The sequence below is a fragment of the Leptothrix mechoopdaensis (SeqCode) genome, from assembly GCF_053893855.1.
This window is the reverse complement of sequence record NZ_CM132699.1, coordinates 1,354,977-1,380,984: the sequence shown is the minus strand read 5'-3', so window position 1 is coordinate 1,380,984 and position 26,008 is coordinate 1,354,977. Positions and strand designations below refer to the sequence as shown.

At 69.5% G+C, this 26,008-nt stretch carries 22 protein-coding genes and 1 tRNA gene; 9 read left to right on the top strand and 14 right to left on the bottom strand.

The window, feature by feature from the left end:
- Positions 1 to 172: 172 nt before the first annotated feature.
- The 5 genes from ACWA7K_RS06245 to ACWA7K_RS06225 all read right to left on the bottom strand — a co-directional run bounded on the left by ACWA7K_RS06245 (position 173) and on the right by ACWA7K_RS06225 (position 5,148).
- The gene (locus ACWA7K_RS06245) at positions 173 to 1,105 is read right to left on the bottom strand and encodes an HNH endonuclease (protein WP_456166713.1); all 933 of its coding nucleotides are present in this window, start codon (positions 1,103 to 1,105) and stop codon (positions 173 to 175) included.
- Positions 1,102 to 2,385: an HNH endonuclease gene (locus ACWA7K_RS06240; protein WP_456166711.1), complete on the bottom strand. Its 1,284-nt coding sequence runs from the start codon at positions 2,383 to 2,385 to the stop codon at positions 1,102 to 1,104. The genes ACWA7K_RS06245 and ACWA7K_RS06240 overlap by 4 nt, the downstream gene beginning before the upstream one ends.
- Positions 2,382 to 4,016, bottom strand: coding sequence for an ATP-binding domain-containing protein (locus tag ACWA7K_RS06235; RefSeq protein ID WP_456166709.1), 1,635 nt, complete (start codon positions 4,014 to 4,016; stop codon positions 2,382 to 2,384). The genes ACWA7K_RS06240 and ACWA7K_RS06235 overlap by 4 nt, the downstream gene beginning before the upstream one ends.
- 365 nt (positions 4,017 to 4,381) lie before the next feature.
- A complete protein-coding gene (locus ACWA7K_RS06230; protein ID WP_456166707.1) occupies positions 4,382 to 4,855 on the bottom strand; it encodes a DUF3293 domain-containing protein in 474 nt (157 codons plus the stop codon).
- 65 nt (positions 4,856 to 4,920) lie between these two features.
- A complete protein-coding gene (locus ACWA7K_RS06225; RefSeq protein WP_456166705.1) occupies positions 4,921 to 5,148 on the bottom strand; it encodes a hypothetical protein in 228 nt (75 codons plus the stop codon).
- Between the two features lie 236 nt (positions 5,149 to 5,384).
- Here ACWA7K_RS06225 and ACWA7K_RS06220 point away from each other — a divergent pair, with 236 nt between their 5' ends.
- Entirely contained in the window at positions 5,385 to 5,990 is a 606-nt protein-coding gene (locus ACWA7K_RS06220; RefSeq protein ID WP_456166704.1) for a hypothetical protein, read from the top strand.
- A gap of 340 nt (positions 5,991 to 6,330) precedes the next feature.
- Here the strand turns inward: ACWA7K_RS06220 and ACWA7K_RS06215 are convergent.
- From ACWA7K_RS06215 to ACWA7K_RS06195, 5 genes are all read right to left on the bottom strand, one after another.
- A tRNA-Ser gene (locus ACWA7K_RS06215) sits at positions 6,331 to 6,420 on the bottom strand.
- Between the two features lie 106 nt (positions 6,421 to 6,526).
- Positions 6,527 to 7,723: a branched-chain amino acid ABC transporter substrate-binding protein gene (locus ACWA7K_RS06210; RefSeq protein WP_456166702.1), complete on the bottom strand. Its 1,197-nt coding sequence runs from the start codon at positions 7,721 to 7,723 to the stop codon at positions 6,527 to 6,529.
- A gap of 118 nt (positions 7,724 to 7,841) precedes the next feature.
- Positions 7,842 to 8,234, bottom strand: a complete 393-nt coding sequence (locus ACWA7K_RS06205) for a hypothetical protein (RefSeq protein WP_456166700.1) — start codon at positions 8,232 to 8,234, stop codon at positions 7,842 to 7,844.
- 1 nt (position 8,235) lies between these two features.
- Positions 8,236 to 8,679 (bottom strand): DNA polymerase III subunit chi, encoded by a 444-nt coding sequence (locus ACWA7K_RS06200; protein WP_456166698.1) that lies wholly within the window; start codon positions 8,677 to 8,679, stop codon positions 8,236 to 8,238.
- 20 nt (positions 8,680 to 8,699) lie between these two features.
- A complete protein-coding gene (locus tag ACWA7K_RS06195; RefSeq protein ID WP_456166696.1) occupies positions 8,700 to 10,181 on the bottom strand; it encodes a leucyl aminopeptidase in 1,482 nt (493 codons plus the stop codon).
- Positions 10,182 to 10,208: 27 nt separating this feature from the next.
- Between ACWA7K_RS06195 and lptF the strand changes: the two genes are divergently transcribed.
- The 7 genes from lptF (at position 10,209) to ACWA7K_RS06160 (ending at position 16,975) form a co-directional block, all read left to right on the top strand.
- Positions 10,209 to 11,285 carry an LPS export ABC transporter permease LptF gene (lptF, locus tag ACWA7K_RS06190; RefSeq protein WP_456166694.1) on the top strand — a complete coding sequence of 359 codons (1,077 nt, stop codon included), beginning with the start codon at positions 10,209 to 10,211 and terminating at the stop codon, positions 11,283 to 11,285.
- A 20-nt stretch (positions 11,286 to 11,305) separates the two neighbouring features.
- Positions 11,306 to 12,412 (top strand): LPS export ABC transporter permease LptG, encoded by a 1,107-nt coding sequence (gene lptG, locus ACWA7K_RS06185; RefSeq protein WP_456168697.1) that lies wholly within the window; start codon positions 11,306 to 11,308, stop codon positions 12,410 to 12,412.
- Positions 12,413 to 12,510: 98 nt separating this feature from the next.
- The gene (locus ACWA7K_RS06180; protein ID WP_456166692.1) at positions 12,511 to 12,924 is read left to right on the top strand and encodes a sirohydrochlorin chelatase; all 414 of its coding nucleotides are present in this window, start codon (positions 12,511 to 12,513) and stop codon (positions 12,922 to 12,924) included.
- Positions 12,921 to 13,886: a CysB family HTH-type transcriptional regulator gene (locus ACWA7K_RS06175; protein WP_456166690.1), complete on the top strand. Its 966-nt coding sequence runs from the start codon at positions 12,921 to 12,923 to the stop codon at positions 13,884 to 13,886. Before ACWA7K_RS06180 ends, ACWA7K_RS06175 begins: the two co-directional genes overlap by 4 nt.
- Before the next feature lie 55 nt (positions 13,887 to 13,941).
- The gene (locus tag ACWA7K_RS06170) at positions 13,942 to 15,129 is read left to right on the top strand and encodes a methionine aminotransferase (protein WP_456166688.1); all 1,188 of its coding nucleotides are present in this window, start codon (positions 13,942 to 13,944) and stop codon (positions 15,127 to 15,129) included.
- A 21-nt stretch (positions 15,130 to 15,150) separates the two neighbouring features.
- Positions 15,151 to 15,855 carry a Crp/Fnr family transcriptional regulator gene (locus tag ACWA7K_RS06165; RefSeq protein ID WP_456166686.1) on the top strand — a complete coding sequence of 235 codons (705 nt, stop codon included), beginning with the start codon at positions 15,151 to 15,153 and terminating at the stop codon, positions 15,853 to 15,855.
- Between the two features lie 19 nt (positions 15,856 to 15,874).
- Positions 15,875 to 16,975, top strand: coding sequence for a phosphotransferase (locus tag ACWA7K_RS06160; RefSeq protein ID WP_456166684.1), 1,101 nt, complete (start codon positions 15,875 to 15,877; stop codon positions 16,973 to 16,975).
- 3 nt (positions 16,976 to 16,978) lie between these two features.
- Here ACWA7K_RS06160 and ACWA7K_RS06155 read toward each other — a convergent pair whose 3' ends face one another.
- Positions 16,979 to 17,899 (bottom strand): hypothetical protein, encoded by a 921-nt coding sequence (locus tag ACWA7K_RS06155; RefSeq protein WP_456166680.1) that lies wholly within the window; start codon positions 17,897 to 17,899, stop codon positions 16,979 to 16,981.
- A gap of 51 nt (positions 17,900 to 17,950) precedes the next feature.
- Here ACWA7K_RS06155 and ACWA7K_RS06150 point away from each other — a divergent pair, with 51 nt between their 5' ends.
- Entirely contained in the window at positions 17,951 to 18,658 is a 708-nt protein-coding gene (locus ACWA7K_RS06150) for a glutathione S-transferase C-terminal domain-containing protein (RefSeq protein ID WP_456166678.1), read from the top strand.
- Here the strand turns inward: ACWA7K_RS06150 and ACWA7K_RS06145 are convergent.
- The 3 genes from ACWA7K_RS06145 to ACWA7K_RS06135 form a co-directional block, all read right to left on the bottom strand.
- Entirely contained in the window at positions 18,642 to 19,700 is a 1,059-nt protein-coding gene (locus tag ACWA7K_RS06145) for a transglutaminase family protein (protein ID WP_456166676.1), read from the bottom strand. The two genes, ACWA7K_RS06150 and ACWA7K_RS06145, sit on opposite strands and share 17 nt — an antisense overlap.
- Positions 19,697 to 22,363: a circularly permuted type 2 ATP-grasp protein gene (locus ACWA7K_RS06140; protein ID WP_456210391.1), complete on the bottom strand. Its 2,667-nt coding sequence runs from the start codon at positions 22,361 to 22,363 to the stop codon at positions 19,697 to 19,699. The genes ACWA7K_RS06145 and ACWA7K_RS06140 overlap by 4 nt, the downstream gene beginning before the upstream one ends.
- 72 nt (positions 22,364 to 22,435) lie before the next feature.
- A complete protein-coding gene (locus tag ACWA7K_RS06135; RefSeq protein WP_456166672.1) occupies positions 22,436 to 25,978 on the bottom strand; it encodes a transglutaminase family protein in 3,543 nt (1,180 codons plus the stop codon).
- Positions 25,979 to 26,008: the final 30 nt, after the last annotated feature.

Genomic DNA, 26,008 nt, shown 5'->3' with positions numbered 1-26,008 from the left:
TCTCCCTGTGGTTGATTTCAGACCAGGGGAGATTCTTGCGTTTTCGGAACCACCATCCGTGCAGAAAGAGGGTGAGTCACCTTCGACCAACATGAAATCCTTCCTCACGAAAGCCGAATGGGCTGCCCGGCAATGCATGGCGGGTCGGGTCATGCGAAGGTGTTGGCTGAAGCTAGCGGCGGTCATCCAGCAAGCGCGAGGGACGTTGGGTCCGACCTGACGAGTCGACTTCCTTGTCGACGCCGTCGCCCAGGCGATGACGTTCGCGATGATGTCGCAGGTAGGGCTTCAGGGCGGCGTCCACCCGCGCGAGTCGCGCATCCGGCGCGACACCGATGGCCCGCAGCGTTTCAGGGCGCAGTAGCGGACTGCACAACAAGCCTCCGTCGTCATCGAAGCCGATGAGGCCGGCGTCGAAGAGTCGGTCCACAGAGGCCGCCAGCAACAGGCCGTTGTGGGGATCCAGCCGCTCGGCATCGCTGCACTCGCTCCAGGGCTTGGCATGAGATGCAATCAGCACCTCAGGCACATCGACGCCGGTCAAGGCGCAACGGCCCTGCCAGAGTTGCATCAGCGCCGCTCGATAGCTGTCTTGCCCCACGCGCCCGGTGGTCAGCAGGTCGCGCTGGGTGATGCCGACCAGCCCAGCGGCAGCGGCATCAACACCCGTGGGTTCCCAATCCTGCAAGGCCGCCGCAGGCTGAGCGAGTGCGGCCGTCACGGCCTGCAGCGCCGCGCCCTTCAGAACGCACGGCACGTAAGGCTTGATGTAGTCGTTGCTCAAGGGCTGCAAGTTGCTGGCCTTGATCAAGCGGCTGCGCGGGATCGCCTTGTCCAGCATGCGAAGGCGAGCGAAGGTGACACGCGTCCGATCGTCGGGAAGGATCTCGATCGACTCGACCTCGGCGACCCACTCCACCCCGCGGATCTCGGCCGCATCGCCGAGCAGCAGGAGATAGCTCAGCCCATCGTCCACGCATGCTCGCCAGGCCTTGCTGGCGCTGGCCCACCGCTTGGCCTCGATGAAGTGGCCACGCTGGCCCTGGACCAAGGCCTGTTGGACCAGCGCACGGTTGACGATGGTGTAGACGGCCGCCCGACTCATGCTTGCCGCGCCATGCGGTGCGCGGTCCGCGCGATGGGGGATGCATCCACGGATCCCTGGCGCCGTTCGTCACGCTCGCTCAGACCGTGCTGTTCGCGATGGTGGCGCAAGTAGGGCTTCAGGGCCGGGTGAACCTGCCGCAGCCTCGCGCCCGGTGCCACGCCGATCGTTGCCAGATCCCCGGCGGACAGCGAGGGGTTCATCAGCAGGCGGCCACGATCATCGAAGCCGATGAGGCCGGCATCGAAGAGGCGATCGACAGAGGCCGCCAGCAACAGGCCGTTGTGCGGATCCAGTCGTTCTGCATGGCTGCAATCGCGCCATGCTTTCGCATGCGAGGCGATCAAGGCAGCCGGGACCGCGCAACCGGTCAGGGCACAGCGACCGTCCCAGATGTCGAGCAGGTCTGCGCGGTACCGGCCCTGGCCGATGCGCGCCAGGATCAAGGCTGCCCGCTCGGTCGCAGTCAGATGGCGGCCTTGATTCTCCGCATCGACCGCCAGCGCTGCCCCCTGAAGGTCAGGATTGCCAGCCTGCACCTCGTCGGGCCAAAGGGCATGAACAGCGTCGAGCACCTGCGGGCGAAGTCTCCACTGCCAGTCGTCGTCGCCTCGAATCGAACGGTCTGGCGTCGCGAGTACCGCGACGTTGTCGTTGCCGCGCATGTCGACACGCAGCGCAGCGGCGATCTTGCCGGCCAGCGCGCCATATTGCAGATTGGCCGGGCGGATTCCGCGGTAGTTCCCGAGCCTGGCCAGCGCCGACATCGACAGGCTTGCGTGTGGGGCAGCGGCATGGCCGAGCAGCATGGCTCGCTGCGCAGATGACATGCTGGGCTCGAATTGCTGGAGCGCGGCCAGGTAGTGATCGGCCGTGAGGTTGACAATTGCATCCTCAATGCCTGCGGACTCGGACCTGACCAGAGCATGGAGGCGCTCGACCCATTCGGTGGGGATCTCTCGCACGCCAAGGCTGAAGTTCTGCTGGCTCTTGACGAATGCAGGGCCCCAGTCCGTGTCATTCAACAACGGGGCAGGATCGAACCGTTCACCGTCGTATCCGATGGCCCGGTTGGGCGTGCCGTTCACGATGTGGTCGACCGTGAAGGTGTACTCGAGACGATAGCGCCGCGGCTTGCCGCTGCCGCTGACGAGCCACACCCGCTGACCAACCAGATGGTTGATCGACTTGCTGGCCGAGATGACGAAGCGGCCCATGCCGTCACCCTTGCCCAGTGGGCCGTTGATGTCTTCGTTGTGATATTGAACGTAGTGCTTCATGGGATCTGCCGCATCAGTTCTTGTTCAGCGGTCGAGGTCATCACCAAGGTCGCCTTCATCTGGGCACGTGTCAGCGCAACAAAGAGCATGCGTCGGTCGAGTGCCCGGATCTGGTCGAAGTCCACCTCTGACAAGACCACTGCCGGCGCCGACTGGCCCTTGAATCGCCGCACCGTCTCGACACGCAGGTCGCCTGCAGTCCAGACGGGCTCGCCGCTCGCGTCATACCTGCCGGTGAACCGCGCCAGCGGCCAGTCGCCCAACCGATCCAGTTCCGCCAGCCTCGAATGCTCCCGGCCACGCCAGCACAACAGGACGATGTCCTGCAGCGGATGGCCGCAGTCCAGGCAGTCCTGTACCGCATCGATGGTCTTGCGGATCAGGCTGTCGGCCAGACGGTCAGCCACTGTCGAGTCGTAGGTCAGGATGTTCGGAGACTCGCCCCGTAGTGGCCCGCAGGCACGGATCGGACGGTCCGCGAGGTCCAGCAGGTTGATCGTCTCGACGATGCGCCGCGGGCTGCGGTGGTTGTCGTCGCAGGTGACGACAACGGCGCCGTCGACCTCGATCTCGTCTCGGTCCGGGTAGAGGCATTGCGCCGGGTCGTCCAGCAACACCAGGCGACCACTGGCCCTCACGCGCTGAATGAGCGTCGTGACCCAGTCCGGCAGGAAGTCCTGCAATTCGTCGATCACCAACAGGTCCAGATCGGGCCCTGTGGCATGGATCGCTGCGGCCAGCGCCTGCTCTTGCGCCAGACGGTCCTGCGCGCCGACGGTGCTGCCAGCGGCCAACCACGCCAACTGGTGGAACGTGGCGACGTCGACCGGATCCGGCGCATGCTGGCGCATCAGGTCGGCCAGCGGACGGTTGAAGCAGACATAGGCCGCCCGTTGGCGATCCACACAAGCGTCGCGCAGCAGGCGCAGTGCGAGCTGGGTCTTGCCAGAGCCGGCGGTGGCGCGCACGCGAATCACACCGTTCGGCGCCTGGATGCGAGGCACCCAGGTGGCGAGTCCGTCCGAGAGCTCGCTGACCTGACGGCGCAAGGTGCCAGCCATCTGCGAGACGTCGGGTTGCTGAGGCAGTCGGTTGTCGAAGAACGCCAGGACCCTCGCCTTGCGGTCCTGATCGGGCAAGCCACTGCCCAGGCGAATCATCAGGAGACCCGCCAGGTCGACACAGTCGTCGGCGTCGGCAATGCGCTCGCGTGGATAGGCAACGGTTCCGAGATCACCAAGGCGCTGGTCAGGGAGTACCAGCAGATGCAGCAGCCGTACTCCCAGATTGGCGGACTTCAGGCGGCCCAGGATGCTGCCGAACTGACGCCTGGCCTGCGCGATCACGTCCTTGGACTCGCCACGGTAGGTCTTGTGCAGGGTCGACCCGTCGAGCGTCAGAGCGCCGGCCTTGACCTCCAGCACCGCAACGTCGCCTGCGTCATTGACGACCACGATGTCGAGTTCGCCATGGTGGTCGGCGGCGGCTGCCGTGACGACCCAGTTCATGCCGTGAAAGAGGTGGAAGCGGTCGTCGAGTCCGTCGCGCAGTTGCTTGAGCACCGCAAGCTCGGTGTACTCGCCCGCTGTGGTCGGGCGTCGTTGGTCCAACAGCGGCGAGATCCGGGCCATGCGCAAACAACTCCATCGTCGCAGGTCTCGATGGCAGAGCGGTCGACCGCCTGAAGAGAGGCCATCGACCACCCGGCATGCCTCCCTGGCCTGCCGCCACGCCCTGGGGCGCGCGCATCTTTTCGCTGGATTTTGCCCAGAATCGGTAGCGGCTTTCGACGCCAGACGATGGTGGTGCCCCATCCAGAAGTCTGGCGGCGTGAGGAACTGCGGCGCCAACCGGACCGCCCCGATCGACGGACTCCAGGGCTTGGCCATGCAGGTCTCCGGTTTAGCCGTGTCTGACGCGATGTCGGGGCCGGCAAGCGGGCAACTCCCCCCGGTCCGTAAGGTGGACCTGACCCTTGTTTCGCCTGCGGCAGCCGTCAGGCTCGACGGTGGTCCGGGTGCCAGATCAGCACCGGCGACTCGCCTCGCCGAGCCAACAGAACGGCGTGCTGCCGGAACTCGACCAGCCACGCGTCCACACGCTGCGGAGGCACGTCGAAGACGCAGCCGCTCGCTTCCGACCAGTTGCCGTCCTCGCTGACGCCACGCGCCGGCAACCAGCGCCGGCCGGCGGCCTTGACATCGGCCTGCAGCCTCTCATTCGCAGCCTCGTTCCACTCGGTCGTGCGGGACTCGCTGAACGGGTTCCACGCGGTGATGACAATGGCCGATTCGGCGCCGAAGCCGGCCAGCCACGTGGCCGCAGCGTCGATCTCGTCCGGCCCGTCCTGCACCTTCAAGACGATGGGGCGATCGCCAAGCACTTCGAAGGCCGTGCTCTCGTAGGCGGCCGCAAGGTCAGCGTCGACGGCGGGCGCCTTGGCGCTGATGTTGTCGTGTGGATCGGTCATGTGGTTCTCCCTGGAACTCTATGGGTCATGGTGCGACATGGCTGGCTCAGATCGTGAGCCAGTCCTCAGGTGCCGATCTCCGTCGGCACGATGTCCTGCAGCTGCGCGTCAATCAGCGCACGCAGGCCCAGCAGGTCCGTCCGCGAGAGCAAGGTCTGGAAGCGGACCTGCCGCTCGGGGCGACGCGCGGTCGGCACGAAGCTGACGAACTGCAGGTGGTGGCCGTGGTGGCTGCTCTGGAGCTGTGCGGACAGCTGGTACGCCGGGTTGGCGTGCAGGATCTGGATGCGCATGGCGCGTCTCCGGTTTAGTCGGTTAGGCGAAGGCCCAGGTCGACAATCGAAACAAATCACCTGGGTCCATGTGGTGGACCAGCCCAAAACAAAAAACCCGTCGCGCAGCAGCGTCGACGGGTTGGACCGTTTAGCTGCATTTGTGAATCGCCCGCAAGTAGCAGTAAATCGGCGATGGCTCAGTGTAGACGGCTGTTATGGCACAGGACAACATGCCGAGACGCCCCGATTGAGGGGTGCATCACGACCTCTCCGCGTTCGAGGAGTCCGCCATGGCCTCTGGCTCTGCTGTCAGCCCCTTCTACGACCTGCTGGAACCCGCGGTCGCCTACGAGGTGACATTCCCCCTGACGGACGAGGGTCCGGAGCGTTACGGCCTCTACTGGGACGACGATGGCCTGGTCCTGGAAGGGCGTGACGGTCGTACCGAACTTGAGTTCATGGAACTGGTCGAACTCGGTCAGGGGCGGTATCGCATTGCCGTGCCGGACCTGTTCTCGGTCTCCCGGCTGGACTGGGGCGACGAGTTCGTGGGCGTGCTCACCGGGGAGAGGCAGGTCACGATTCAGAAGGTGGTGCTCCCCCGAAGGTATCGACACTTCCACCTGATGATGTCGGGCCCGATGGATCCCGACAGCGAACTGGCCCGACTCGTCCATCGTTGCCAAGGGGCTTGGGCAACGGCAGCGGTGGGCATGTGGACGCTCACGGTGCCCGTCTCGATGGTCGACGAGTTCACGGCCGGCGCATCAGGTCTAGGTCTGCCGCTTGATCGTCATGACGACGACGCCTATCTCACCCCGACGAGAAGCCGTCAGGCGACAGGGCGGGTCAAGCTGTGAAGGGTCAACAGGTTCTTGATTGAAGCGAAATGTCAGGACACCGCATCAAGATCCAGCGCACGACATGCAATCAGTACCGCTCGCGAGCCAGGTCCGGCTCGTCGCGAGGCACCAACACCCGATCACCATGAAATCGTTCCGAGCGGCGTTGGAGACCCGTGTCCCCATGTCCCCAACGTCCCCAACGGAACCGGGCATGGCTCGCAGAATCTTCGGACCGCCTCGCTGTTCCCAGCGGTTTTCATGGGCGTTCTGATGGTGGGTAGATTGGTGGGTAGAACAGGCAAAAACAAAAAAGCCCAAGTGAATCAATCACTTGGGCTTTCGTTGGTGCTGTCTCTGGCGGAGAGGGCGGGATTCGAACCCGCGGTGGGGATTAACCCACACACGCTTTCCAGGCGTGCGACTTAAACCGCTCATCCACCTCTCCGCGAAGCCCGCAAGTATAGCGGGTCTGGACGCAAAAACGCCCGCACGAGGCGGGCGTCGAGGCGGTCAGCCGGCGCGGTGAGGCGCCGGCGAGACAGCGGGGTCGATCAGCGCACGACGGCGATCTGCTCGCGGTTGCCGCCCTTGTAGGTGTACAGGGTCAGCGCGCCGTTCTTGATGTCGCCCTTCTCGTCGAACGAGATGGTGCCGGTCACGCCCTTGTAGTCGGCGGTCTGGGCCAGCACCGGCAGGTACTTGGCCGGATCGGCCGAGTCGGCCTTGACCATCGCGGCGACCAGCACGTTGGTGGCGTCGTAGACGTACGGGGCGTAGATCTGGACGTCGGCATTGAACTTGGCCTTGAAGCGGGCCTTGAAGTCGTCCATCGCGACCTTGGCTTCGCCTTCGACGCCACCGGCTTCGGCGCAGACGACCTGGCCGTCACCCATCGCGCCGCCGGACAGCTTGGGCAGTTCGCCCGAGCAGATGCCGTCGCCGCCCATGAACTTGGCCTTGATGCCCAGTTGCTTCATCTGGCGAATCATCGGGCCGGCCACAGCGTCCATGCCACCGAAGAAGACGACGTCCGGCTTGGACGCCTTGATCTTGGTCAGGATGGAGGTGAAGTCCGTGGCCTTGTCGTTGGTGAACTCGCGGGCGACGGTCTTGCCGCCGGCGCCAGCAACGCCCTTCTCGAACTCGTCGGCGACGCCCTGGCCGTAGGCGGTGCGGTCGTCGATGACGGCGATGGACTTGCCCTTCAGTTCGGTCACGGCGTACTTGCCAAGCGTGCCGCCCAGATGCACGTCATCGGCGACGACGCGGAAGGTGGTCTTGAAGCCCTGGCGGGTGAAGGTCGGGTTCGTGGCCGACGGCGAGATCTGCGGGATGCCCGCGTCGCTGTAGATCTTCGAGGCCGGGATCGAGGTGCCCGAGTTCAGGTGGCCGATGACACCGGCAACCTTCGAGTCGACCAGCTTCTGCGCTGCGGCGGTGCCTTGCTTCGGATCCGCGCCGTCGTCTTCGGCGAGCAGCTCGAAGGTGACCTTCGCGCCACCGATCGTCACGCCCTTGGCGTTGAGTTCGTCGACCGCCATGCGGGCGCCGTTCTCGTTGTCCTTGCCGAGGTGGGCGATCGCGCCGCTGGTCGGGCCGACGTGGCCGATCTTGACGACGGCGGCAGCCGGGGCGGCCGGAGCGGCAGCGGAGGCAGCAGCAGCGGCCGGGGCGGCTTCTTCCTTCTTGCCGCAGGCGGCGAGCATGGCGACGCTGACGAGGGAGAGAGCAAAAATGGAACGATTCATGTGAACCCTCAGTGATAGAAGCGGTAAGGATAGTGGAGGAAAAGCACCCCGAACATTCGCGCAGACACTGAGATGTACAGACATCCTGGCGCTGCGCCCGCGCCGCGGGGATGGCGGTTCAGCGCGGTCGGTGACGGGCCAGCTCCTGGGCGACGGCGCGGCGGACGACGTCCTGCAAGGTCCTGTTGAGCTCTTCGCGGGTCTCGATCAGGAAGGCGTCCAGCAGCCTCGCAAAGACCGGGCCAACGCTCTCGCGCATGCGGTACTCGAACATGCGGTCGATCTGTCGCTGGACATCGGACAGCACCCGCTGCGCCAGCTCGTTTTCATCGATGCCATCGGGGTTCCCGGCCGACGGCAACGGTCGCAGCTGCATCACGTCGGCACTGCGCGGCGGGGTTTCCGGAGCGGGCGACGCAGCCGGCGGGGACGTTGCCGACGACTCGGCGTCGAGCGAGAAACCCACCACATCGGTGAGCGTGGGCACCAGCTTGGGCGGCGGGGTCTGCATGTCAGGCCGCCTTGACGTCGTGTCGCTCGATCGCCACGCCGAGCTGCGTGTAGTGGCGCCAGCGCAGCCGCGCCTGGGCGCGCTCCTCGTCGCCCATGCCGACGATCTCGATGACGCGGTCGAAGCGCGTCGCCGGCTCGGGCACCTCGTGACCGAGGTTGACCAGCACGCCATGGCCGGCATCCGGCGCGGCCTGGTCCAGCAGGACGATCGGCGTGCGGGCGCGCAGCCGCTCGGGCAGGCGATCGGTGCTCGCGGCGCGCCAGTGGGGCACGAACTCGAGCGCATCGAAGATCCACAAGGCCCGGTCGAGATCGTCAAGCGTGTGCGACGCCCCCGTCACCACCACCTTCGCACCTTGCCGCCAGGCCTTGCGCAGCAGGCGGCAGGTGTAGTCGCGCCGATCCGGCACGTTGAAGTGGAAGGCGACGGCGGCCAGGGCCATGACGGGTACTCGGACGTGGCTCAGGTCGTGCCGCCGTCGACCTGGGACAGCACGAAGTGGGTCAGCAGCGGCACCGGGCGGCCGGTCGCGCCCTTGGCGGCACCGCTTTTCCAGGCCGTGCCGGCGATGTCGAGGTGGGCCCAGCGGTAGGCCGAGGTGAAACGCTTGAGGAACAGCGCCGCCGTGATCGCCCCGCCGGCGCGGCCGCCGACGTTGCCGACATCGGCGAAGTTGCTCTTCAGGCCCTCGGCGTATTCGTCGTCCAGCGGCATGCGCCAGGCGCTGTCGAGGCTGCGGCGACCGGCGCCCAGCAGGCTGTCGGCCAGCGCGTCATCGGCGCTGAACAGGCCGCTGTGCTGATGGCCCAGCGCGATCACGCAGGCGCCGGTCAGCGTCGCGATGTCGACCACGGCGGCGGGCTTGAAGCGCTCGACGTAGGTCAGCGCGTCGCACAGGATCAGTCGCCCTTCGGCATCGGTGTTGAGGATCTCGATGGTCTGGCCCGACAGGCTGGTGACGACGTCACCCGGCTTGACGGCGCGGCCGTCGGGCATGTTCTCGCAGGTCGGGATGACGCCGATCAGGTTGACCTTGGGCTTGAGTTCGGCCACCGCGCGCATCGTGCCCAGCACGCTGGCGGCACCGCCCATGTCGAACTTCATCTCGTCCATCTCGGCCGCCGGCTTGATCGAGATGCCGCCGGTGTCGAAGGTGATGCCCTTGCCGACCAGCACGACCGGCGCCGCCTTGCGGGCCGCCCCGTCGTAGCGCAGCACGATGAACTGCGGCGGCTCCTCGGAACCCTGCGCCACGGCCAGCAGCGCGCCCATGCCGAGCCGGGCCATCGCCTTGCGGTCGAGCACCTCGATGGCCAGGCCATGTTCTTCGGCCAGGGCGCGGGCCTGCGCGGCCAGCTGGCTCGGGGTGCAGTGATTGCCGGGGCGGTTGGCGACCTCGCGCGCCAGCGTCACGCCGGCACCGATCGCCTTGCCTCGGGCCAGACCGGCGCGAAGCTCGGCCAGCTGGGCCTTGTCGGCCTTGTCGACCGCGATGGCGAGCTTGCCCAGGGCCGCTGCGGCCGGGGCGCTCGGCTTGGTGTGGCGGTAGGTGTAGAGCGCATCGGCGAAGGCCGATGCGGCCAGTTCGGCATGCTGCGCGGTCAGCGGCTCGGCGCCGGCCCAGCCGACCACGGCGGCGCTGGCGCCACTGCCCTTGATCGAGGCCAGACCCGCCGCGATCGCGTTGCGCCAGGCCTTGGCGCCCAGGTCGGCGACGACCGACAGCACGAGACGAGCGGCCTTCAGGCCGGCGGGGCGGTGCAGGTAGAGCTGCTTGCCAGCTTTCAGCTCCAGATCGCCGTGGCGCACGGCATCGTGCGCGAGGTCGGCGATGACGCCATCCAGGCGCCAGGTCTTGGGGTCTGCAGGCAGCAGGATCAGCCACGCCGGGGTGGCATGTCCGGCCCAGTCAGCAGGCGTCAGGGGCAGGGCTCGAACGTCCATAATTCCGTACGGTCACAAGACGCAAACATGTTATTCGATTCCACCCTACGGAAGGAGCTGTCGCGCAGCTTCGGCGGCACGCTCGCGGTCATCCTGACCATCGTGCTGACGATGATGCTGATCCGCACGCTCGGGCAGGCCGCCCTCGGTCGCGTCTCGCCCCAGGACGTCGTGCTGCTGCTCGGCTACACCGGCCTGGGCCATGTGCCGACCATCCTGTGCCTGTCGCTGTTCGTCGCGATCGTGTCGACCCTGACGCGGCTCTACCGCGACAGCGAGATGGCGGTGTGGTTCGCCAGCGGCGTCTCGCTGCTGCGCTTCCTGCGGCCGGTGCTGCGCTTCGCGGCGCCGGTGCTGGCGATGGTGGTGGTGATGCTGCTGGTCACCTGGCCCTGGGCGAACCGGCAGGCGATCGAGCTGCGCGCCCGCTACGAACAGCGTTCCGACCTGTCGCGTGTCGCGCCCGGCCAGTTCCAGATCTCGGGCAACGGCCAGCGGGTCTTCTTCATCGACAAGCAGTCGCCGGACGCCTCGACCGGCCGCAACATCTTCATCGTCGACCAGCGTCCGGACCACGAGTCGGTGACCAGCGCGCTGGCCGGCCGCATCGAGGTGCCCGAGGACGGCACGCGCCAGCTGGTGCTGCGCGACGGCGCCCGCACCGATCTCGACCTGCAGGGGACGACCCGCACGATCTCGCGCTTCGAGAGCTACCGCATCCGCATCGAGGAGAAGGTGGTGCAGCAGGACGCCACCGAACGCCCGCCGGCACGCGGCACGCTCGACCTGCTGATGGACCCCGAGCCGCGCGCCCGTGGCGAGCTGGCCTGGCGACTGGGCATGTCGCTGGCCGGCCTGAACCTCGCGTTCCTCGGCGTGGCGCTGGCGCAGGGCAGCGCGCGCACCGGCAGCGGCTGGACGCTGATGTCGGCGCTGCTGGGCTTCATCGTCTACTTCAACATGGTCAACCTCAGCCAGTCCTGGGTCGGATCGGGCCGGCTGTCGCTGGCCGGCGCGCTGCTGCTGGTGCATGGCGGCATGGCCGCGATCACCGCGACGCTGTTCTGGTGGCGCGTGCGTGGCCGTGCCACGCGCGGTTCCTGAGGCACGACGACATGGCCATGCTGCGCACCGTCCGTCGCCTGCTCTACCGCGAGATCCTCGGCGCCACGCTGTTCGTGATGGCGGCCTTCCTGGGGCTGTTCTTCTTCATCGACCTGATGGGCGAGATCGAACAGGTCGGCCGCAACGGCTACACGCTCTGGCATGCCGGGCTGGCCTGCCTGCTGCAGGTGCCCGGCCACGTCTACGAGCTGGCGCCGATCGCCGTGCTGATCGGGGCGATCTACGCGCTGTCGCGGCTGGCGCATTCGTCGGAATACACCATCCTGCGCACCGGCGGGCTCGGGCCGGGGCTGGCGCTGAAGCTGCTGGCCGGACTCGGCCTGGCGTTCGCGGCCACGACCTTCGTGGTCGGCGACTTCATCGCGCCGTGGTGCGACACCCGCGCGACACTGCTGCAGGCCAGCGTCTCGGGCCGGCTGGCGGTGGCCCAGGGTGGCGCCTGGCTGAAGGACAGCACGCTGCGCGAGGACGGCGAGCACCGCTACACCGTCAACTTCATGTCGGCCCGCGACGACGGCTCGCTCGAACAGGTCCGCATCTTCGAGTTCGGCCCGCGCGGCGAGCTGCGCCAGCGCACCCAGGCCGCGCAGGCCCGCATCGACGAGGACGGCACCTGGACGCTGCTGCAGGTGCGCGTGTCGCACTGGTCGCCCGACCGCACGCCCCGGCTGGAAGCCGACGAGGTCCGCGACGAGCTGCAGTGGCATTCGGGCCTGACCCGTGCCGTCGTGGCCGCCGCCGTGCTGCCGCTGCGCACGATGACCACCGCCGCGCTCTACACCTACATGAGCCACCTGGAAGACCACGACCAGGCGGCGCAACGCTACGAGATCCAGTTCTGGAAGAAGGCGCTCTACCCCTTCGCCTGCCTCGTGATGATGGGCCTGGCGCTGCCCTTCGCCTACCTGCACGGCCGCAGCGGCGGCATCGGCCTGATGGTGTTCGGCGGGATCATGCTGGGCATCAGCTTCGTGCTGCTCAACAACGTCAGCGGCCACCTGGGCCTGCTCAACAACTGGACCCCGTGGATCGCGGCCAGCGCACCGAGCGCGATCTACCTGCTGCTGTCGATGGCCGCCTTCAGCTGGCTGGTCCGCTACCGCTGACCGGGCCGAGGCGCCGCGTTCATTCCTTTCTTTCCCCGTGCCGGACGTGCCTCGCGCGCGGCCGGCCTCACCCGATCCGCTCGACACGAGACCCGACGATGCAAGGCATCCTGCTGTTCGCCCATGGCGCCCGAGACCCGGCCTGGGCCCGCCCCTTCGAGGCGATTGCCGCGCAGATGCGCGCCGCCGCACCCGGCCAAGCCGTCGCGCTTGCCTACCTGGAACTGATGCAGCCCGGCCTGAAGGACGCCGTGGCGACGATGACCTCGCAGGGCTGCGACGACATCACCGTCGTGCCGCTGTTCCTCGGCGCCGGCGGCCATGTCCGGCGTGACCTGCCGGCCCTGCTCGACGAGCTGCGCGCTGCTTATCCCGGCCTGGCCCTGCGGTCCACCCCGGCCATCGGCGAGACCGAGGTCGTGACCAAGGCCATCGCGCTCGCGGCGCTGCAGCTCGCCACGCAGCCCGCCGCCACGCAGCCCACCGCCACGCAACCTGGGCCGTCGGCATGAATCTGCACCAGTTCCGCTTCGTCCAGGAAGCGGTGCGCCGCAACCTCAACCTGACCGAGACGGCCAAGGCGCTGCACACGTCGCAGCCGGGCATCTCCAAGGCCATCCTCGAACTGGAGGAAGAGCTCGGCGTGGACATCTTCGCCCGCCACGGCAAGCGCCTGAAGCGCGTCACCGAGCCGGGCCAGCTGGTGCTGAAGTCGATCGAGTCGATCATGACCGAGCTGGCCAACCTGCGCCGCATCGGCGAGGACTTCTCGCGCCAGGATGCCGGCACGCTGTCGATCGCGGCCACCCACACCCAGGCCCGCTACGTGCTGCCCGCGCCGGTCGCGGCGCTGCGCACGGCCTGGCCCAAGGTCGCCGTCAGCCTGCACCAGGGCACGCCCGACGACGTCGCGCGCATGGTGCTGGACGACGCCGCCGAGATCGGCATGGCGACCGAGCGCCTGACGCAGTACGACGACCTCGTCACCCTGCCCTGCTACGAATGGCGCCATGTCGCGGTGATGCCGGTGGACCACCCGCTGACCCAGCTGGAGCGGATCGGGCTGGAGCACCTGATGAAGTACCCGCTGATCTCGTACCACCCGTCCTTCACCGGACGCGGGCGCATCGACGCGGCCTTCGAGCAGCGCGGCCTGAAGCCGCAGATCGCGCTGGAGGCGATCGACTCGGACGTCATCAAGACCTACGTCCGGCTCGGACTGGGCGTGGGCATCGTCGCCGAGATGGCCGTGCGCGACGACCCGATGTGCGCCCCCGGCGGCGAACTGGTCGCGATGCCGCTGGGCCACCTGTTCGGCGCCAACGTCGCGCGCATCGCCTTCAAGCGCGGCGCCTACCTGCGCCACTTCGTCTTCGCCTTCGCCGAGCTGCTGTCCGAGCGGCTCAACCGCGCGCTGATCGAACGCGCGATGCACGGTCCGAACGGTGGCGATGCCGCCGCGGACGCGATGTGAACCGTCCTCCGAACGCCGGCCAGACCGACCTCGTCCAACCCGCCCACCGACCGTCATGACCCTCGCCCTGCCCGCCGCCCTCGCCACGCCCGCCAGCCGCCTGCCGTCGGTGGGCACGACCATCTTCACCGTCATGTCGGCACTCGCCAGCGAGACCGGCGCGGTCAACCTGGGCCAGGGCTTCCCGGACTTCGACGGCGATCCGGCGCTGATGCAGGCGGCCAAGGACGCGCTCGACGCCGGCCACAACCAGTACCCGCCGATGGCCGGCCTGCCGGCCCTGCGCGAGGCGGTCGCCGGCAAGATCGCGTCGCTCTACGGCACCGCCTATGACCCGGTCGGCGAGATCACCATCACCGCCGGCGCGACCCAGGCGATCCTGACCGCCGTGCTGGCGCTGACGCAGCCGGGCGACGAGGTGATCGTGCTGGAGCCGGCCTACGACAGCTACGAGCCCAGCATCGAGATGGCCGGCGCCCGCAGCGTGCGCGTGCCGCTGATGCCGGGCACCTTCCGGCCCGACTTCGAGCGCATCGCCGCGGCCATCACGCCGCGCACCCGCGCCATGATCGTCAACACGCCGCACAACCCCAGCGGCACCGTCTGGACCGAGGCCGAGATGGCGCAGCTCGCCGCGCTGCTGCGGCCGACGCCGATCGTGCTGATCGCCGACGAGGTCTACGAGCACATGGTCTACGACGGCGTGGCGCACCAGAGCGTCGCCCGCCACCCCGAGCTGGCCGCCCGCAGCGTGCTGATCTCCAGCTTCGGCAAGACCTACCACGTGACCGGCTGGAAGGTCGCCTACGCGGCCGCGCCGGCCGCGCTGACGGCCGAGTTCCGCAAGGTCCACCAGTTCAACGTCTTCACCGTCAACACGCCGATGCAGCACGCGCTGGCGCGCTACATGGCCGACCCGCGGCCCTACCTGGACCTGGCGGCCTTCTACCAGCGCAAGCGCGACCGCTTCCGCGCCGGGCTGGCCGGCACCGCCCTGCGGCTGCTGCCGTGCGAGGGCACCTACTTCCAGAGCGTCGACTACAGCGCCCTGCCCGCGCCGATCGCCGCGCTGGACGAGAACGCCTTCTGCCGCTGGCTGACCACCGAGGTCGGCGTGGCCGCCATCCCGCTGAGCGCCTTCTACCGCGACGGCGACAACCAGCAGATCGCCCGGCTGTGCTTCGCCAAGCGCGACGAGACGCTGGACCGCGCGCTGGCCCGGCTGGCCGAGCACCTGTCCTGACCCGAGTCCTCGGAGACGCCGATGACCAGCCAGATCCTGACCCCTGAGGAACGCCGCCAGATCGACGACGGCCGCTGGTTCGCCAGCCTGTCCGCGCCGCTGCGCGACGACATCCTGGCGCACGCCTCGATCCGCCGCTACCGCGACGGCATGCAGATCACCACGCGCGGCGGCGAGCCCAACGAATGGATGGGCGTGGCCAGCGGCGCCGTGCGCATCGGCATGGTCTCGCTGGGCGGCAAGCAGATCACGCTGACCTATGTCGAGCCGGGCAGCTGGTTCGGCGACATCGCGCTGTTCGACGGCCTGCCGCGCACGCACGATGCCGTCACGCATGGCGAGACGACGCTGCTGGTGGTGCGCAAGTCCGAGTTCCAGGGCCTGCTGTCGCGCCACGTCGAGCTCTACGAGGCCCTGCTGCGACTGAACTGCCGGCGCCTGCGGCTGATGTTCAGCAACCTGGAGGACATCAACTCGCGCCCGCTGGCGGCCCGGCTGGCGCGGCAGGTGCTGATGCTGGCGCGCAGCTACGGTCAGGCCGAGGGTGAGGAGATCCGCATCGGCCTGCAGCTGGCCCAGGAAGACCTGGCCCACCTCGTCGGCGCCTCGCGCCAGCGCGTCAACCAGGAGCTCAAGGGCTTCGAGCGCGAAGGCGCGCTGCGGGTCGAGCCGACCCGGCTGGTCGTGCTGTCGCGCGAGAAGCTGCTGGCCATCATGGACCGCTGACCCGACGAGGCCCACCCGCATGACCGCAAACGCCACCCCGGACGTCGACTTCGACGTCGCCGCGCTCGATGCCCACCTGGGCGAGAAGCTCGCGGCCATCGGCCATCGCGGCCCTCTGACCGTCACGCGCTTCGCGGGCGGGCAGTCCAACCCGACCTACCGCGTCGACACGCCCACGCGCTCCTACGTGCTGCGCAGCAAGCCCGCGCCGGTGGCCCGGCTGCTGCCGTCGGCACATGCGATCGAACGCGAATTCCGGCTGATGCGTGCGCTGCACGGCAGTGCCGTGCCGGTGCCCGAGGCGCTGCTGCTGTGCGAGGACGAATCGGTCATCGGCCGCGCGTTCTACGTGATGTCGCATGTCGACGGCCGGGTGCTGTGGGATCCGGCGCTGCCCGGCCACGAACCGGCCGACCGGCGCGCCATCTACGGCGCGATGGCGCGCACGCTGGCCGCCCTGCACAGCGTCGACGTGCAGGCCGTCGGGCTGGCCGACTACGGCAAGCCGGGCAACTACTTCGAGCGCCAGATCGCCCGCTGGAGCCGCCAGTACCAGGCCAGCATGGACGGCGGCGCGCTGGCGCCGATCGCCGAGATGGACCGCCTGATCGACTGGCTGCCGGCCCATGTGCCGGCCAGCGCGCGCGACGAGAACCTCGTGGCCGTCGTGCATGGCGACTACCGGCTCGACAACCTGCTGTTCCACCCGAGCGAGCCGCGCGTGCTGGCGGTGCTGGACTGGGAGCTGTCGACGCTGGGCCACCCGATCGCCGACCTGGCCTATCACGCGATGACCTGGCACATCCCGCAGGGCCTGTTCCGGGGCATCGGCGACGTCGACCTGTCCGCCCTGGGCATCCCAGACGAGGACAGCCACATCGCCGACTACCTGGCCCATGTGCGCCCGGCCCGGGGCGCCCTGCCCGACCGCGAGACCTTGCGCGCGGACTGGCCGTTCTACCTGGCCTACAACCTGTTCCGCATCGCCGCGATCCTGCAGGGCATCGCCCGCCGGGTGGTCGACGGCACGGCGGCCAGCGCGCAGGCACGCGAGACCGGCGAACGGGCCCGGCCGCTGGCCGATCTGGCCTGGCGGCAGGCGCAGCGCCTGGGCGCCTGAGCCTCAGCGCCCCGGCTTGCGGCCCGGCCCGTCGGGCTGGCGGCCGAGCGTGTCGCCGGTGACCATGCCGGTCGCATCACCGAGTTCGGTCGGCGTCATCAGGTTGGACAGCGGGCCCGGGTCTGGCGTCATCGCCGCCGGGTCGATGTCGCTGGCCTCGCCGGCCGGCACCGGCTCGTCGAGCGAGCGCAGGTGGGTGACACCTTGGGCCGTGCCGATCACGCCGCGCCGCGCCGCCGCCGGGTCGACCTTGCCGCCGTGGCGCCGGGAGGCCTGCTGGGCGTGGCTGGCCGCGTTCTCGGCCACCAGGCAGAGGCCGTCGAGCATCGCCTCGTCCAGGTTGCGGGTCTCGGTCCGCAGCATCAGCCGGCCGCGCAGCGCCATCATCACGAAGGCGGTGTCGGCGCCCAGCCACTTGTCCCGCGCCCGCAGCAGGCGCGCTGCCATGTCGGCGTCGATCCAGGCCCGCGCGGCGCTGCGCGAGGCCGCCAGCAGCACGAAGTGGTGGCTGAACTCGGGGTCGTCGATCGTCACCGGCTCGAACATCGCCAGCCAGCGGGCCTCCTCGGGCATGGTCGCGTCGATGCCGGTCTGGGTGCCGCGCGTGAGCTGCTTGAAGGCCTGCTGCTCCAGCCGCTCGGCCAGCGCGCGGGTCATCACCAGCGCCTCGAAGGATTCGGGCAGGCCGGCCTCCAGCCGCAGCCGCAGCTCGGCGCCGCGGATGTAGTCGCGCTGGCTGTCGCCCCATTCGAGCCGGGCCGGGAAGTGGCGGCTGCAGTTCTCGACCACGCAGCCGTGCCCTTGCCGGGGCACCTTGTAGACGGCACCGCGCTCGCGCGCCCAGTCGCGCAGCAAGCGCGTGTCGCGCGAGACCCAGGGCCAGAGGCGGGATTCCCGCAGGAGTCGTGTGAGGGCTTCGAGCATGGGATATGGAATAAAGTGGGTTCCCCACTTCCTTATCGACCAGAGACCACCATGATTGAACTGTATTCGTGGGCCACGCCCAACGGTCACAAGGTGCACATCATGCTGGAGGAGTGCGGGCTGCCCTACCGCGTGCATGGCGTGGACATCGGCAAGGGCGAGCAGTTCGAGGCCGGCTTCCTCGCCATCAGCCCGAACAACAAGATCCCCGCGATCACCGATCCGGACGGCCCGGACGGCGCGCCGATCGCGCTGTTCGAGTCTGGCGCCATCCTGCTCTACCTGGCCGGCAAGACCGGCCGCTTCCTGCCGGAGACCACCGCCGGCAAGTACGAGGTGCTGCAGTGGCTGATGTTCCAGATGGGCGGCGTCGGGCCGATGCTGGGGCAGGCGCACCACTTCCGCATCTACGCGCCCGAGAAGGTGCCCTATGCGGTCGAGCGCTACACCAACGAGGCGAAGCGGCTGTACGGCGTGATGAACAAGCGGCTGGCGAAGTCGACCTACATCGGCGGGCCGACCTACTCGATCGCCGACATGGCGATCTGGCCGTGGCTGCGGTCGTGGAAGAACCAGGGCATCGACTGGGCCGACTTCCCGCACCTGAAGGGCTGGTACGACGAGATCGGCAAGCGCCCGGCGGTGCAGCGTGCGGTCGAGGTGCTGGCCGACCGGCGCAAGCCGGTGATGGACGAGCAGGCCCGCGAGATGCTGTTCGGCAGCTCGCAGGTCCGCCAGTCGGTCAAGCCGTCTCGCTGAGGCGATCGGGCTTGCCAGTCCCGACCGGCTCGATCGGCTCCACCGTCACCGACACCCGCGGCACCGCGCCATCGCCGCCGCGGATCACGCCGCGCAGCGGCGCCACGTCGCCGTAGTCGCGGCCCCACGCCAGCGTGACGTGATCGGCCCCGGCGGTGACCGCGTTGGTCGGGTCCAGCGCGACCCAGCCGTGCACCGGGCACCAGACCGCCACCCAGGCGTGTGACGCGTCGGCGCCGACCAGCCGGGGCTGGCCCGGTGGCGGCTGCGTCAGCAGGTAGCCGCTGACGTAGCGCGCGGCCAGCCCGATCGAGCGCATCGCGCCGATCATCACGTGGGCGAAGTCCTGGCAGACGCCCCGGCGCTGGGCCAGCGCATCGGTCGCGCGGGTCGTCACCGAGGTCGCGGCCGGGCGGTACTCGAAGCGGCGGTGGACCAGGTGCATCAGCGCCAGCGCGCCCGACAGCAGCGGCGTGCCGGGCAGGAAGACCTCGCCGGCCAGCCGCGCCAGCGCGGTGTCGCGCGGCGCGAACCACGACGGCAGCATGAACTCGACCGCCTCGTCGAAGGGCTGGCCGGGCTGGTAACGCAGCCGCTGCGCGACCGCTTCCCATGGCGGACTCGCATGGGGCCGCAGGCCCGGCTGCGAACGCAGCTCGGCGACGAAGCTGGCGCGGACGATCAGCCGGCGGTGGACCCGCGAATGCGAGAACACCGCGCGCCAGTTGCCCCACGGATCCGGGCTGAGCTGCACGCCAGGCGCCGGATCGAAGCCGCGCTCGCCGCCGTCCGGCTCGGCCGCCTCGGGCGCTTCCAGCTCCTGATCGAGCCGCGCGGCGGCCTGCGCATCGACGCCGTCCGGCCAGGGGCTGATGTGCAGCGACCAGTCGCGCACCCGCTGCCAGTCGGTGTCGCGCGGGCGCAGGTAGGCGACGTGGTGGGCCAGCTCGACGGGCTGGTCGTGGTCATACCGGGTCTCGTGCAGGACCCGCAGCGTGCGGGCCGATGCCGCCTTCGTGGCGGGTGTCGCGGCCGTGTTCATTGCCACACCGCCCGGTCGGCCGAGCCCACGTGCGAGAACAGGTGCTGGCTGATCTCGCTGGACAGCGCCAGCGCGGCCTGGCTGCAGCTGCCCAGTGCGGCGATCAGCGCGGCGTGGCGGCCGGCCTCGTCGGCACCGGCCAGCGTCTCCAGCGACCACTGGCCCGGTTGCGGCAGGCGGTCGGCCACCGCATCGGCCCAGACCGGGTCATGGCGGGCCAGCTTGCGCAGCCGGTCGCGCATCGTGCGGGCGACCCAGGCCAGCGAGCGAGGGTTGTCGGTGTCGAGCACCAGCAGGTGGACCAGCGGCAGCACCTCGCGGCGGGCCTGGAAGTTGGCGCGGTAGGTGATCGTGCTCTCGAACAGGCCCAGCATCAGCGTGAAGCCGTCGTCGAGCGCATCGAGCCCCTGCTCGAAACACAGCGCCAGCGCATGGGCCAGCATGTCCAGCCGCTCGATCTGGCGACCGACGCTGAGCAGGCGCCAGCCGTCGTCGCGGGTCATGCGGTCGGTCTGGGCGCCGGTGACGGCACTGAGCCGCATCATCGCGCCGCCCAGCACGGTCAGCACGTCCGACAGCGGCTCGTGGCCCTCGGCGGCCAGCACCTCGGCCATCTCGGCGGAAAAACGCTGTTCAAGCTCCTGGATCATAGCCCAGTGCTCGGTCGACAGCCGCTCGCGCAGCGCCTCGGCGCAGCTGCGCAGCGCGCGCAGGTTGTAGGCCACGCTCGGACCGGCGGCCGGGTCGCCCAGCGCGCGCACCAGCGCACGCTCGAACAGCCGGCCGGCCTGGGGCGACGGCAGCGCCGGCGACGGCACGCCCGCACCGATCAGGCCGTGGCGTTGCAGCAGCGTGTGCAGGACACCCAGCACCGGCGCGCTCGAACCGGGCAGGCCCTCCAGCGCCAGCCGGGCCAGCCGCACGGTGTTCTCGGCCCGCTCGGTGTAGCGGCCGAGCCAGAACAGGTTCTCGGCCGACCGGCTGGTGATGACGCGGTGCCAGTGCGCCAGCTCGGCCGGCGCCAGCGGGCTGGGCAGCAGGCTGGTCGGGTCGACCTCGCCATCGGTCAGCACCCAGGTGTCGGTGCTGGCACTGCCGCGCTGGATCGACAGGTAGACGTCGGCGCCGCCCTTGGCGGATGGCGGTGTCGCCGCGCCCGACCCTGCCGGCGACTCGCCCGGCCGCAGCCCGACCCGTGTCAGGCCGCCGGGCAGCACGCACCAGCCGCCCTGGCCGTCGTTCATCGCGTAGACCCGCAGCACGACCGGGCGCGGTTCGAGCCGACCGTCGCGCCAGACCGGCAGTTCGGACGGCCGCACCCGCGACATCAGCGTGTAGGCGGCCGGGTTGGCGTCGATGCGGGCCTGCCAGGCGCGCAGGCTGGCGGCATCGAGCTCGCTGCCGAGCACCGGCTCGAAGCCCTGCGTCACCGGGCCGGCCGGGAAGGTCGGCACGATCACGTAATCGGCCAGCCGGTCGCGGCTGTCGGCCCAGACGCTGGCCTCGCCGCACCACCAGTTGGTGGTCGCGGGCAGCTTGAGTTCCTCGCCCAGCAACCGGCGCGCGACGCCGGGCCAGAACGCCGTCAGCCCCGGCGTCTCCAGCACGCCGGCACCGGGTGCGTTGGCCAGCACGACCTCGCCGGCGCGCACCGCCTGCAGCAGGCCGGGCACGCCGAGCGCCGATTCGGGCCGCAGCTCCAGCGGGTCGAGCCATTCGTCGTCGACCCGGCGCAGCAGCACGTGGACGCGCTCCAGGCCGTGCAGCGTCTTCAGGTAGAGGCGCTGGTCGCGCACCGTCAGGTCCGAGCCCTCGACCAGGCTGACACCCAGGTAGCGGGCCAGGAAGACGTGCTCGAAGTAGGTCTCGTTGCGCGGACCGGGCGTCAGCAGGGCGACGCGCGAACGCTCGCCGGCCGGGCTGGAGCGCAGCAGGCCGTCCATCAGCGCGCGGAAGGCGAAGGCGACGCGCTGGACCTTCAGGTCGCGGAAGGCTTCCGGAAACTGCTGCGCGATGATCAGCCGGTTCTCCAGCAGATAGCCCAGACCGGACGGCGCCTGGGTGCGGCGGTCGACCACCCACCAGTGGCCGTCCGGGCCGCGCGCCAGGTCGATCGCCAGCAGGTGCAGCCAGGCGCCGCCGGCCGGCTTGACGCCGTGCATCGGCCGCAGGTATTGCGGATGGGCCAGCACCAGCGAGGCCGGCAGCACGCCCTCGTGCAGCAGGTGCTGGGGGCCGTAGATGTCGGCCAGCGCCGCTTCCAGCATGCGGGCGCGCTGGCGCACGCCGCGTTCGATGCGGGCCCACTCGGGCGCGGAGATCACCAGCGGCAGCATCTCCAGCGGCCAGGTGCGCTCGCTGTGGCCGCCGTCGGCATAGACGTTGTAGGTCGCCCCGTCGTCGCGGACGCGGCGCTGCACGCGGGCCTGCCGGGCGGCCAGGTCCTGCCAGCCGTCGCGGCCGGTGCTGGTGAAGAAGTCGCGCCAGGCCGGCGCCAGGCCGCGGCCGGTGGCCGCATCACCCCGGGTGTCGCCCTTGGCTTCGGCGGTGCTCAGGACCCCGCGCAGTTCATCGTGATGCCCGGGCGTGCCACGCCCGGCCGCTGCCGCAGCGAGCGCGGCAGGGTCGGGCAGGTCTTCGTCGGACAGGAGGCTCGGTTGCATGGGCGGCATGATGCCTCGGGGCCACGGCCCCGGTCATGCGGGTAGGCCAGGGCTGGACGGCGGGCCGGACCTTCAGCGCCGCCGCAGGTCGCGCGTGAACGGAAACTCCAGGCTGCGCTCGGCCGGCTGCACCTCCATCCGTCCTGGCGTGTGGCCCATCGTGAAGAAACGCCCCAGGCGGCGGCTCTCGGCCTCGTAGGAGTTGATCGGGAAGGTGTCGTAGTTGCGGCCACCCGGATGGGCGACGTGGTACTGGCACCCGCCGAGCGAGCGCTTCATCCAGCTGTCGACCAGGTCGAAGGTCAGCGGCGCATGCACGCCGATGGTCGGGTGCAGCGCCGACGACGGTTGCCAGGCGCGGTAGCGCACACCGCCGACGAACTCGCCGACCCGGCCGGTCGGCTGCAGCGCCAGCGGCTCGCCGTTGACGGTCACGATGTGGCGCGGATCCACCAGACCGGTCACCTTGACCTCGATGCGCTCCAGCGACGAGTCGACATAGCGCACCGTGCCGCCGGGCGAGCCTTCCTCGCCCATCACGTGCCACGGCTCCAGCGCGTTGCGCAGCGTCAGGTGGACACCGCGCGCGCTGAGCTCGCCGACCTTCGGGAAGCGGAACTCGAAGTGCGGCGCGAACCACTCGGCCTCGAAGCCGTAGCCAGCCAGGCCCATCTCGTCGATGACGTCCTGGAAGTCCATCTGAACGAAGGTCGGCAGCAGGAAGCGGTCGTGCAGCTCGGTGCCCCAGCGCACCAGCGGCGCGCGGTAGGGCTCGGCCCAGAAACGCGCCACCAGCGCCCGCAGCAGCAGCTGCTGGACGATGCTCATGCGCGCATGCGGCGGCATCTCGAAGGCGCGCAGCTCCAGCAGGCCGAGGCGGCCGGTCGCGCTGTCGGGCGAATAGAGCTTGTCGATGCAGAACTCGCTGCGGTGCGTGTTGCCGGTGACGTCGATCAGCACGTTGCGCAGCGTGCGGTCGACCAGCCACGGCGGCATGTCCGCGCCGTAGACGGCCTTGTTGCGCTCGATCTCGGCCAGCGCGATCTCCAGCTCGTAGACCTGGTCGTTGCGGGCCTCGTCGACCCGCGGCGCCTGGCTGGTCGGGCCGATGAACATGCCGCTGAACAGGTAGCTCAGGCTCGGGTGGTTGTGCCAGTAGGTCAGCAGCGAGGCCAGCAGGTCGGGCCGGCGCAGGAAGGGCGAATCGCCGGGCGTGGCGCCGCCCAGCACGAAGTGGTTGCCGCCGCCGGTGCCGGTGTGGCGGCCGTCGAGCATGAACTTCTCGCTCGACAGGCGGGTCTTCCAGGCCGCGTCGTAGAGGAACTCGGTGTGCTCGACCAGCTCGCCCCAGTTGTGGGCCGGGTGGATGTTGACCTCAATGACCCCCGGATCGGGCGTGACCTGCAGCATCTTCAGGCGCGGATCACGCGGCGGCGGATAGCCTTCCAGCACGATCTTGACTTCCAGTTCGGCCGCCGTGGTCTCGACCGCCGCGAGCAGGTCGAGGTAGTCCTCCAGGTACTGCAGCGGCGGCATGAAGACGTAGAGCACGCCGCTCGGCTCGCCGACCTTCTCGGCCTTCGGGCCGTTGGCGCGGCGCGGGTCGCGGGCCTCCACGCACAGCGCGGTGCGGGTGATCCAGTAGGCCGACTGGAAACGCTCGGGCGCCTTGGCCAGCTCCTCGCTGGTCAGCTGGCGCAGCGGCGCGCGGCCGGTGGCCTTGCCCGGTCCACTCGATCCGTCCGATCCGCCCGAGCCGCCCGAGCCAAACACCGATGCGCCTTCGGCCGGCCAGCCCGGTTCGCCATCGCCGTACGCGCCGGGCACGACCTGGCCCTGCCGCGCCACGGTGCCGCCCTCGGCAAAGCCGCCGCCGATGACGTGCGCGGCGTACTGGCTGCGCAGCCGCGCGGCGGCCGGCAGCGCGCTGCGGTCGGCGAACGGGTCCTGCTCGATCAGGTAGGGGAACTCGTGCGAGGCGACCCAGGGCAGCGAATCGAGCGGCAGGCGGTAGCCCATCGGCGAGTCGCCGGGGAACAGGTACATGCGCTCATCGCGGAAGAACCACGGGCCGGTGACCCAGTGCGAGCCGGCCAGGCCGGGCGCGCCTTCGCGCTTGAGCGGCAGCACGTAGCCGACCGGCGACTCCAGCCCCTGCGTGAAGATGCGGCGCAGCCGCATGCGCTCCAGCTCGTCCTCGAGCCGGCTGTCGAACGGGTCGACGTTGACCGGCAGGCGGCGCTCGCGCCACAGGTAGTACCAGGTGTCCTCGTAGCCGGTCTGGATGTAGCGGTCCGGCAGGCCGAGCTTGGTGCTCAGGTGACGGATGAAGCGGTTCGCGTCCTCGGCGGTGTAGTCGTGGCGGTCGCGCTCGTCGGCGAACAGGCTCGGGTCATGCCAGCACGGCTGGCCGTCCTCGCGCCAGTAGACCGACAGGGCCCAGCGCGGCAGCTGCTCGCCCGGATACCACTTGCCCTGGCCGAAGTGCAGGAAGCCGCCGTCGCCGTACTGCGCGCGCAGGCGCTGCACAAGTTCCTGGGCGTAGATGCGCTTGGTCGGGCCGAGCGCATCGGTGTTCCATTCGGCGCCGTCGCGGTCCTCGACCGCCACGAAGGTCGGCTCGCCGCCCATCGTCAGGCGCACGTCACCGGCGACCAGGTCGGCGTCGACCTGCTGGCCCAGTGCCAGCACCTGCTGCCACTGGTCCTCGGTGTAGGGCTTGGTCACGCGCGGCGATTCGTGGATGCGCGTGATCTGCATCAGGTGGCCGAACTCGACCTCGCACTCGTCGACCGCACCGCTGATCGGCGCGGCGCTGGACGGCTGCGGCGTGCAGGCCACGGGAATGTGGCCTTCGCCGGCCAGCAGGCCGGAGGTCGGGTCCAGGCCGATCCAGCCGGCGCCGGGCAGGTAGACCTCGCACCAGGCGTGCAGGTCGGTGAAGTCGACCTCCGAGCCGCTCGGGCCGTCGAGCGCCTCGACGTCCGGCTTCAGCTGGATCAGGTAGCCCGACACGAAGCGCGCAGCCAGGCCCAAATGGCGCAGCGCCTCGACCAGCAGCCAGCCGGTGTCGCGGCAGGAGCCGCTGCGCTTGGTCAGCGTCTCCTCGGGCGTCTGCACGCCAGGTTCGAGGCGGATCGTGTAGGCGATGTCCTGCTGCAGCTTCTGGTTGATCCACACCAGGAAGTCGATCGTGCGTTTCTCCTCGCGCGGCACGCTGTCCAGGAAGGCCTGCAGCAGCGGCGTGGCCGGGGCCGGCACTCGGTAGGGCGCGAGTTCCTCGGCCAGGCCCTCGTCGTAGGTGAACGGGAAGTTCTCGGCACCGGGTTCGAGGAAGAAGTCGAACGGGTTGTAGACCGACATCTCGGCCACCAGGTCGACGGTGACCTTGAACTCGGTCGTCTGGTCCGGGAAGACCAGCCGCGCGAGGTAGTTCGAGAACGGGTCCTGCTGCCAGTTGACGAAGTGGCCGACCGGCTCGACCCGCAGCGAATAGCTCAGGATCGGCGTGCGGCAATGCGGCGCCGGACGCAGGCGCACGACCTGCGGCGACAGGCTGACGCGGCGGTCGTACTTGTAGTGCGTGACGTGATTCAACGCGACATGAATGGACACTGGCTGGCCCTGACTTGGAATGAATGCGGA

Bases quoted from the DNA above. Each gene is read 5' to 3' on its own strand.
- ACWA7K_RS06170 (WP_456166688.1), top strand. From the start codon at position 13,942: ATGACCCTCGCCCTGCCCGCCGCCCTCGCCACGCCCGCCAGCCGCCTG.
- ACWA7K_RS06230 (WP_456166707.1), bottom strand. From the start codon at position 4,855: ATGACCGATCCACACGACAACATCAGCGCCAAGGCGCCCGCCGTCGAC.
- ACWA7K_RS06210 (WP_456166702.1), bottom strand. From the start codon at position 7,723: ATGAATCGTTCCATTTTTGCTCTCTCCCTCGTCAGCGTCGCCATGCTC.
- ACWA7K_RS06160 (WP_456166684.1), top strand. From the start codon at position 15,875: ATGACCGCAAACGCCACCCCGGACGTCGACTTCGACGTCGCCGCGCTC.
- ACWA7K_RS06195 (WP_456166696.1), bottom strand. From the start codon at position 10,181: ATGGACGTTCGAGCCCTGCCCCTGACGCCTGCTGACTGGGCCGGACAT.
- ACWA7K_RS06225 (WP_456166705.1), bottom strand. From the start codon at position 5,148: ATGCGCATCCAGATCCTGCACGCCAACCCGGCGTACCAGCTGTCCGCA.
- ACWA7K_RS06240 (WP_456166711.1), bottom strand. From the start codon at position 2,385: ATGAAGCACTACGTTCAATATCACAACGAAGACATCAACGGCCCACTG.
- ACWA7K_RS06150 (WP_456166678.1), top strand. From the start codon at position 17,951: ATGATTGAACTGTATTCGTGGGCCACGCCCAACGGTCACAAGGTGCAC.
- ACWA7K_RS06140 (WP_456210391.1), bottom strand. From the start codon at position 22,363: ATGCAACCGAGCCTCCTGTCCGACGAAGACCTGCCCGACCCTGCCGCG.
- ACWA7K_RS06175 (WP_456166690.1), top strand. From the start codon at position 12,921: ATGAATCTGCACCAGTTCCGCTTCGTCCAGGAAGCGGTGCGCCGCAAC.
- ACWA7K_RS06200 (WP_456166698.1), bottom strand. From the start codon at position 8,679: ATGGCCCTGGCCGCCGTCGCCTTCCACTTCAACGTGCCGGATCGGCGC.
- lptF (WP_456166694.1), top strand. From the start codon at position 10,209: ATGTTATTCGATTCCACCCTACGGAAGGAGCTGTCGCGCAGCTTCGGC.
- ACWA7K_RS06205 (WP_456166700.1), bottom strand. From the start codon at position 8,234: ATGCAGACCCCGCCGCCCAAGCTGGTGCCCACGCTCACCGATGTGGTG.
- ACWA7K_RS06155 (WP_456166680.1), bottom strand. From the start codon at position 17,899: ATGCTCGAAGCCCTCACACGACTCCTGCGGGAATCCCGCCTCTGGCCC.
- ACWA7K_RS06235 (WP_456166709.1), bottom strand. From the start codon at position 4,016: ATGGCCCGGATCTCGCCGCTGTTGGACCAACGACGCCCGACCACAGCG.
- ACWA7K_RS06245 (WP_456166713.1), bottom strand. From the start codon at position 1,105: ATGAGTCGGGCGGCCGTCTACACCATCGTCAACCGTGCGCTGGTCCAA.
- ACWA7K_RS06145 (WP_456166676.1), bottom strand. From the start codon at position 19,700: ATGAACACGGCCGCGACACCCGCCACGAAGGCGGCATCGGCCCGCACG.
- ACWA7K_RS06180 (WP_456166692.1), top strand. From the start codon at position 12,511: ATGCAAGGCATCCTGCTGTTCGCCCATGGCGCCCGAGACCCGGCCTGG.
- ACWA7K_RS06165 (WP_456166686.1), top strand. From the start codon at position 15,151: ATGACCAGCCAGATCCTGACCCCTGAGGAACGCCGCCAGATCGACGAC.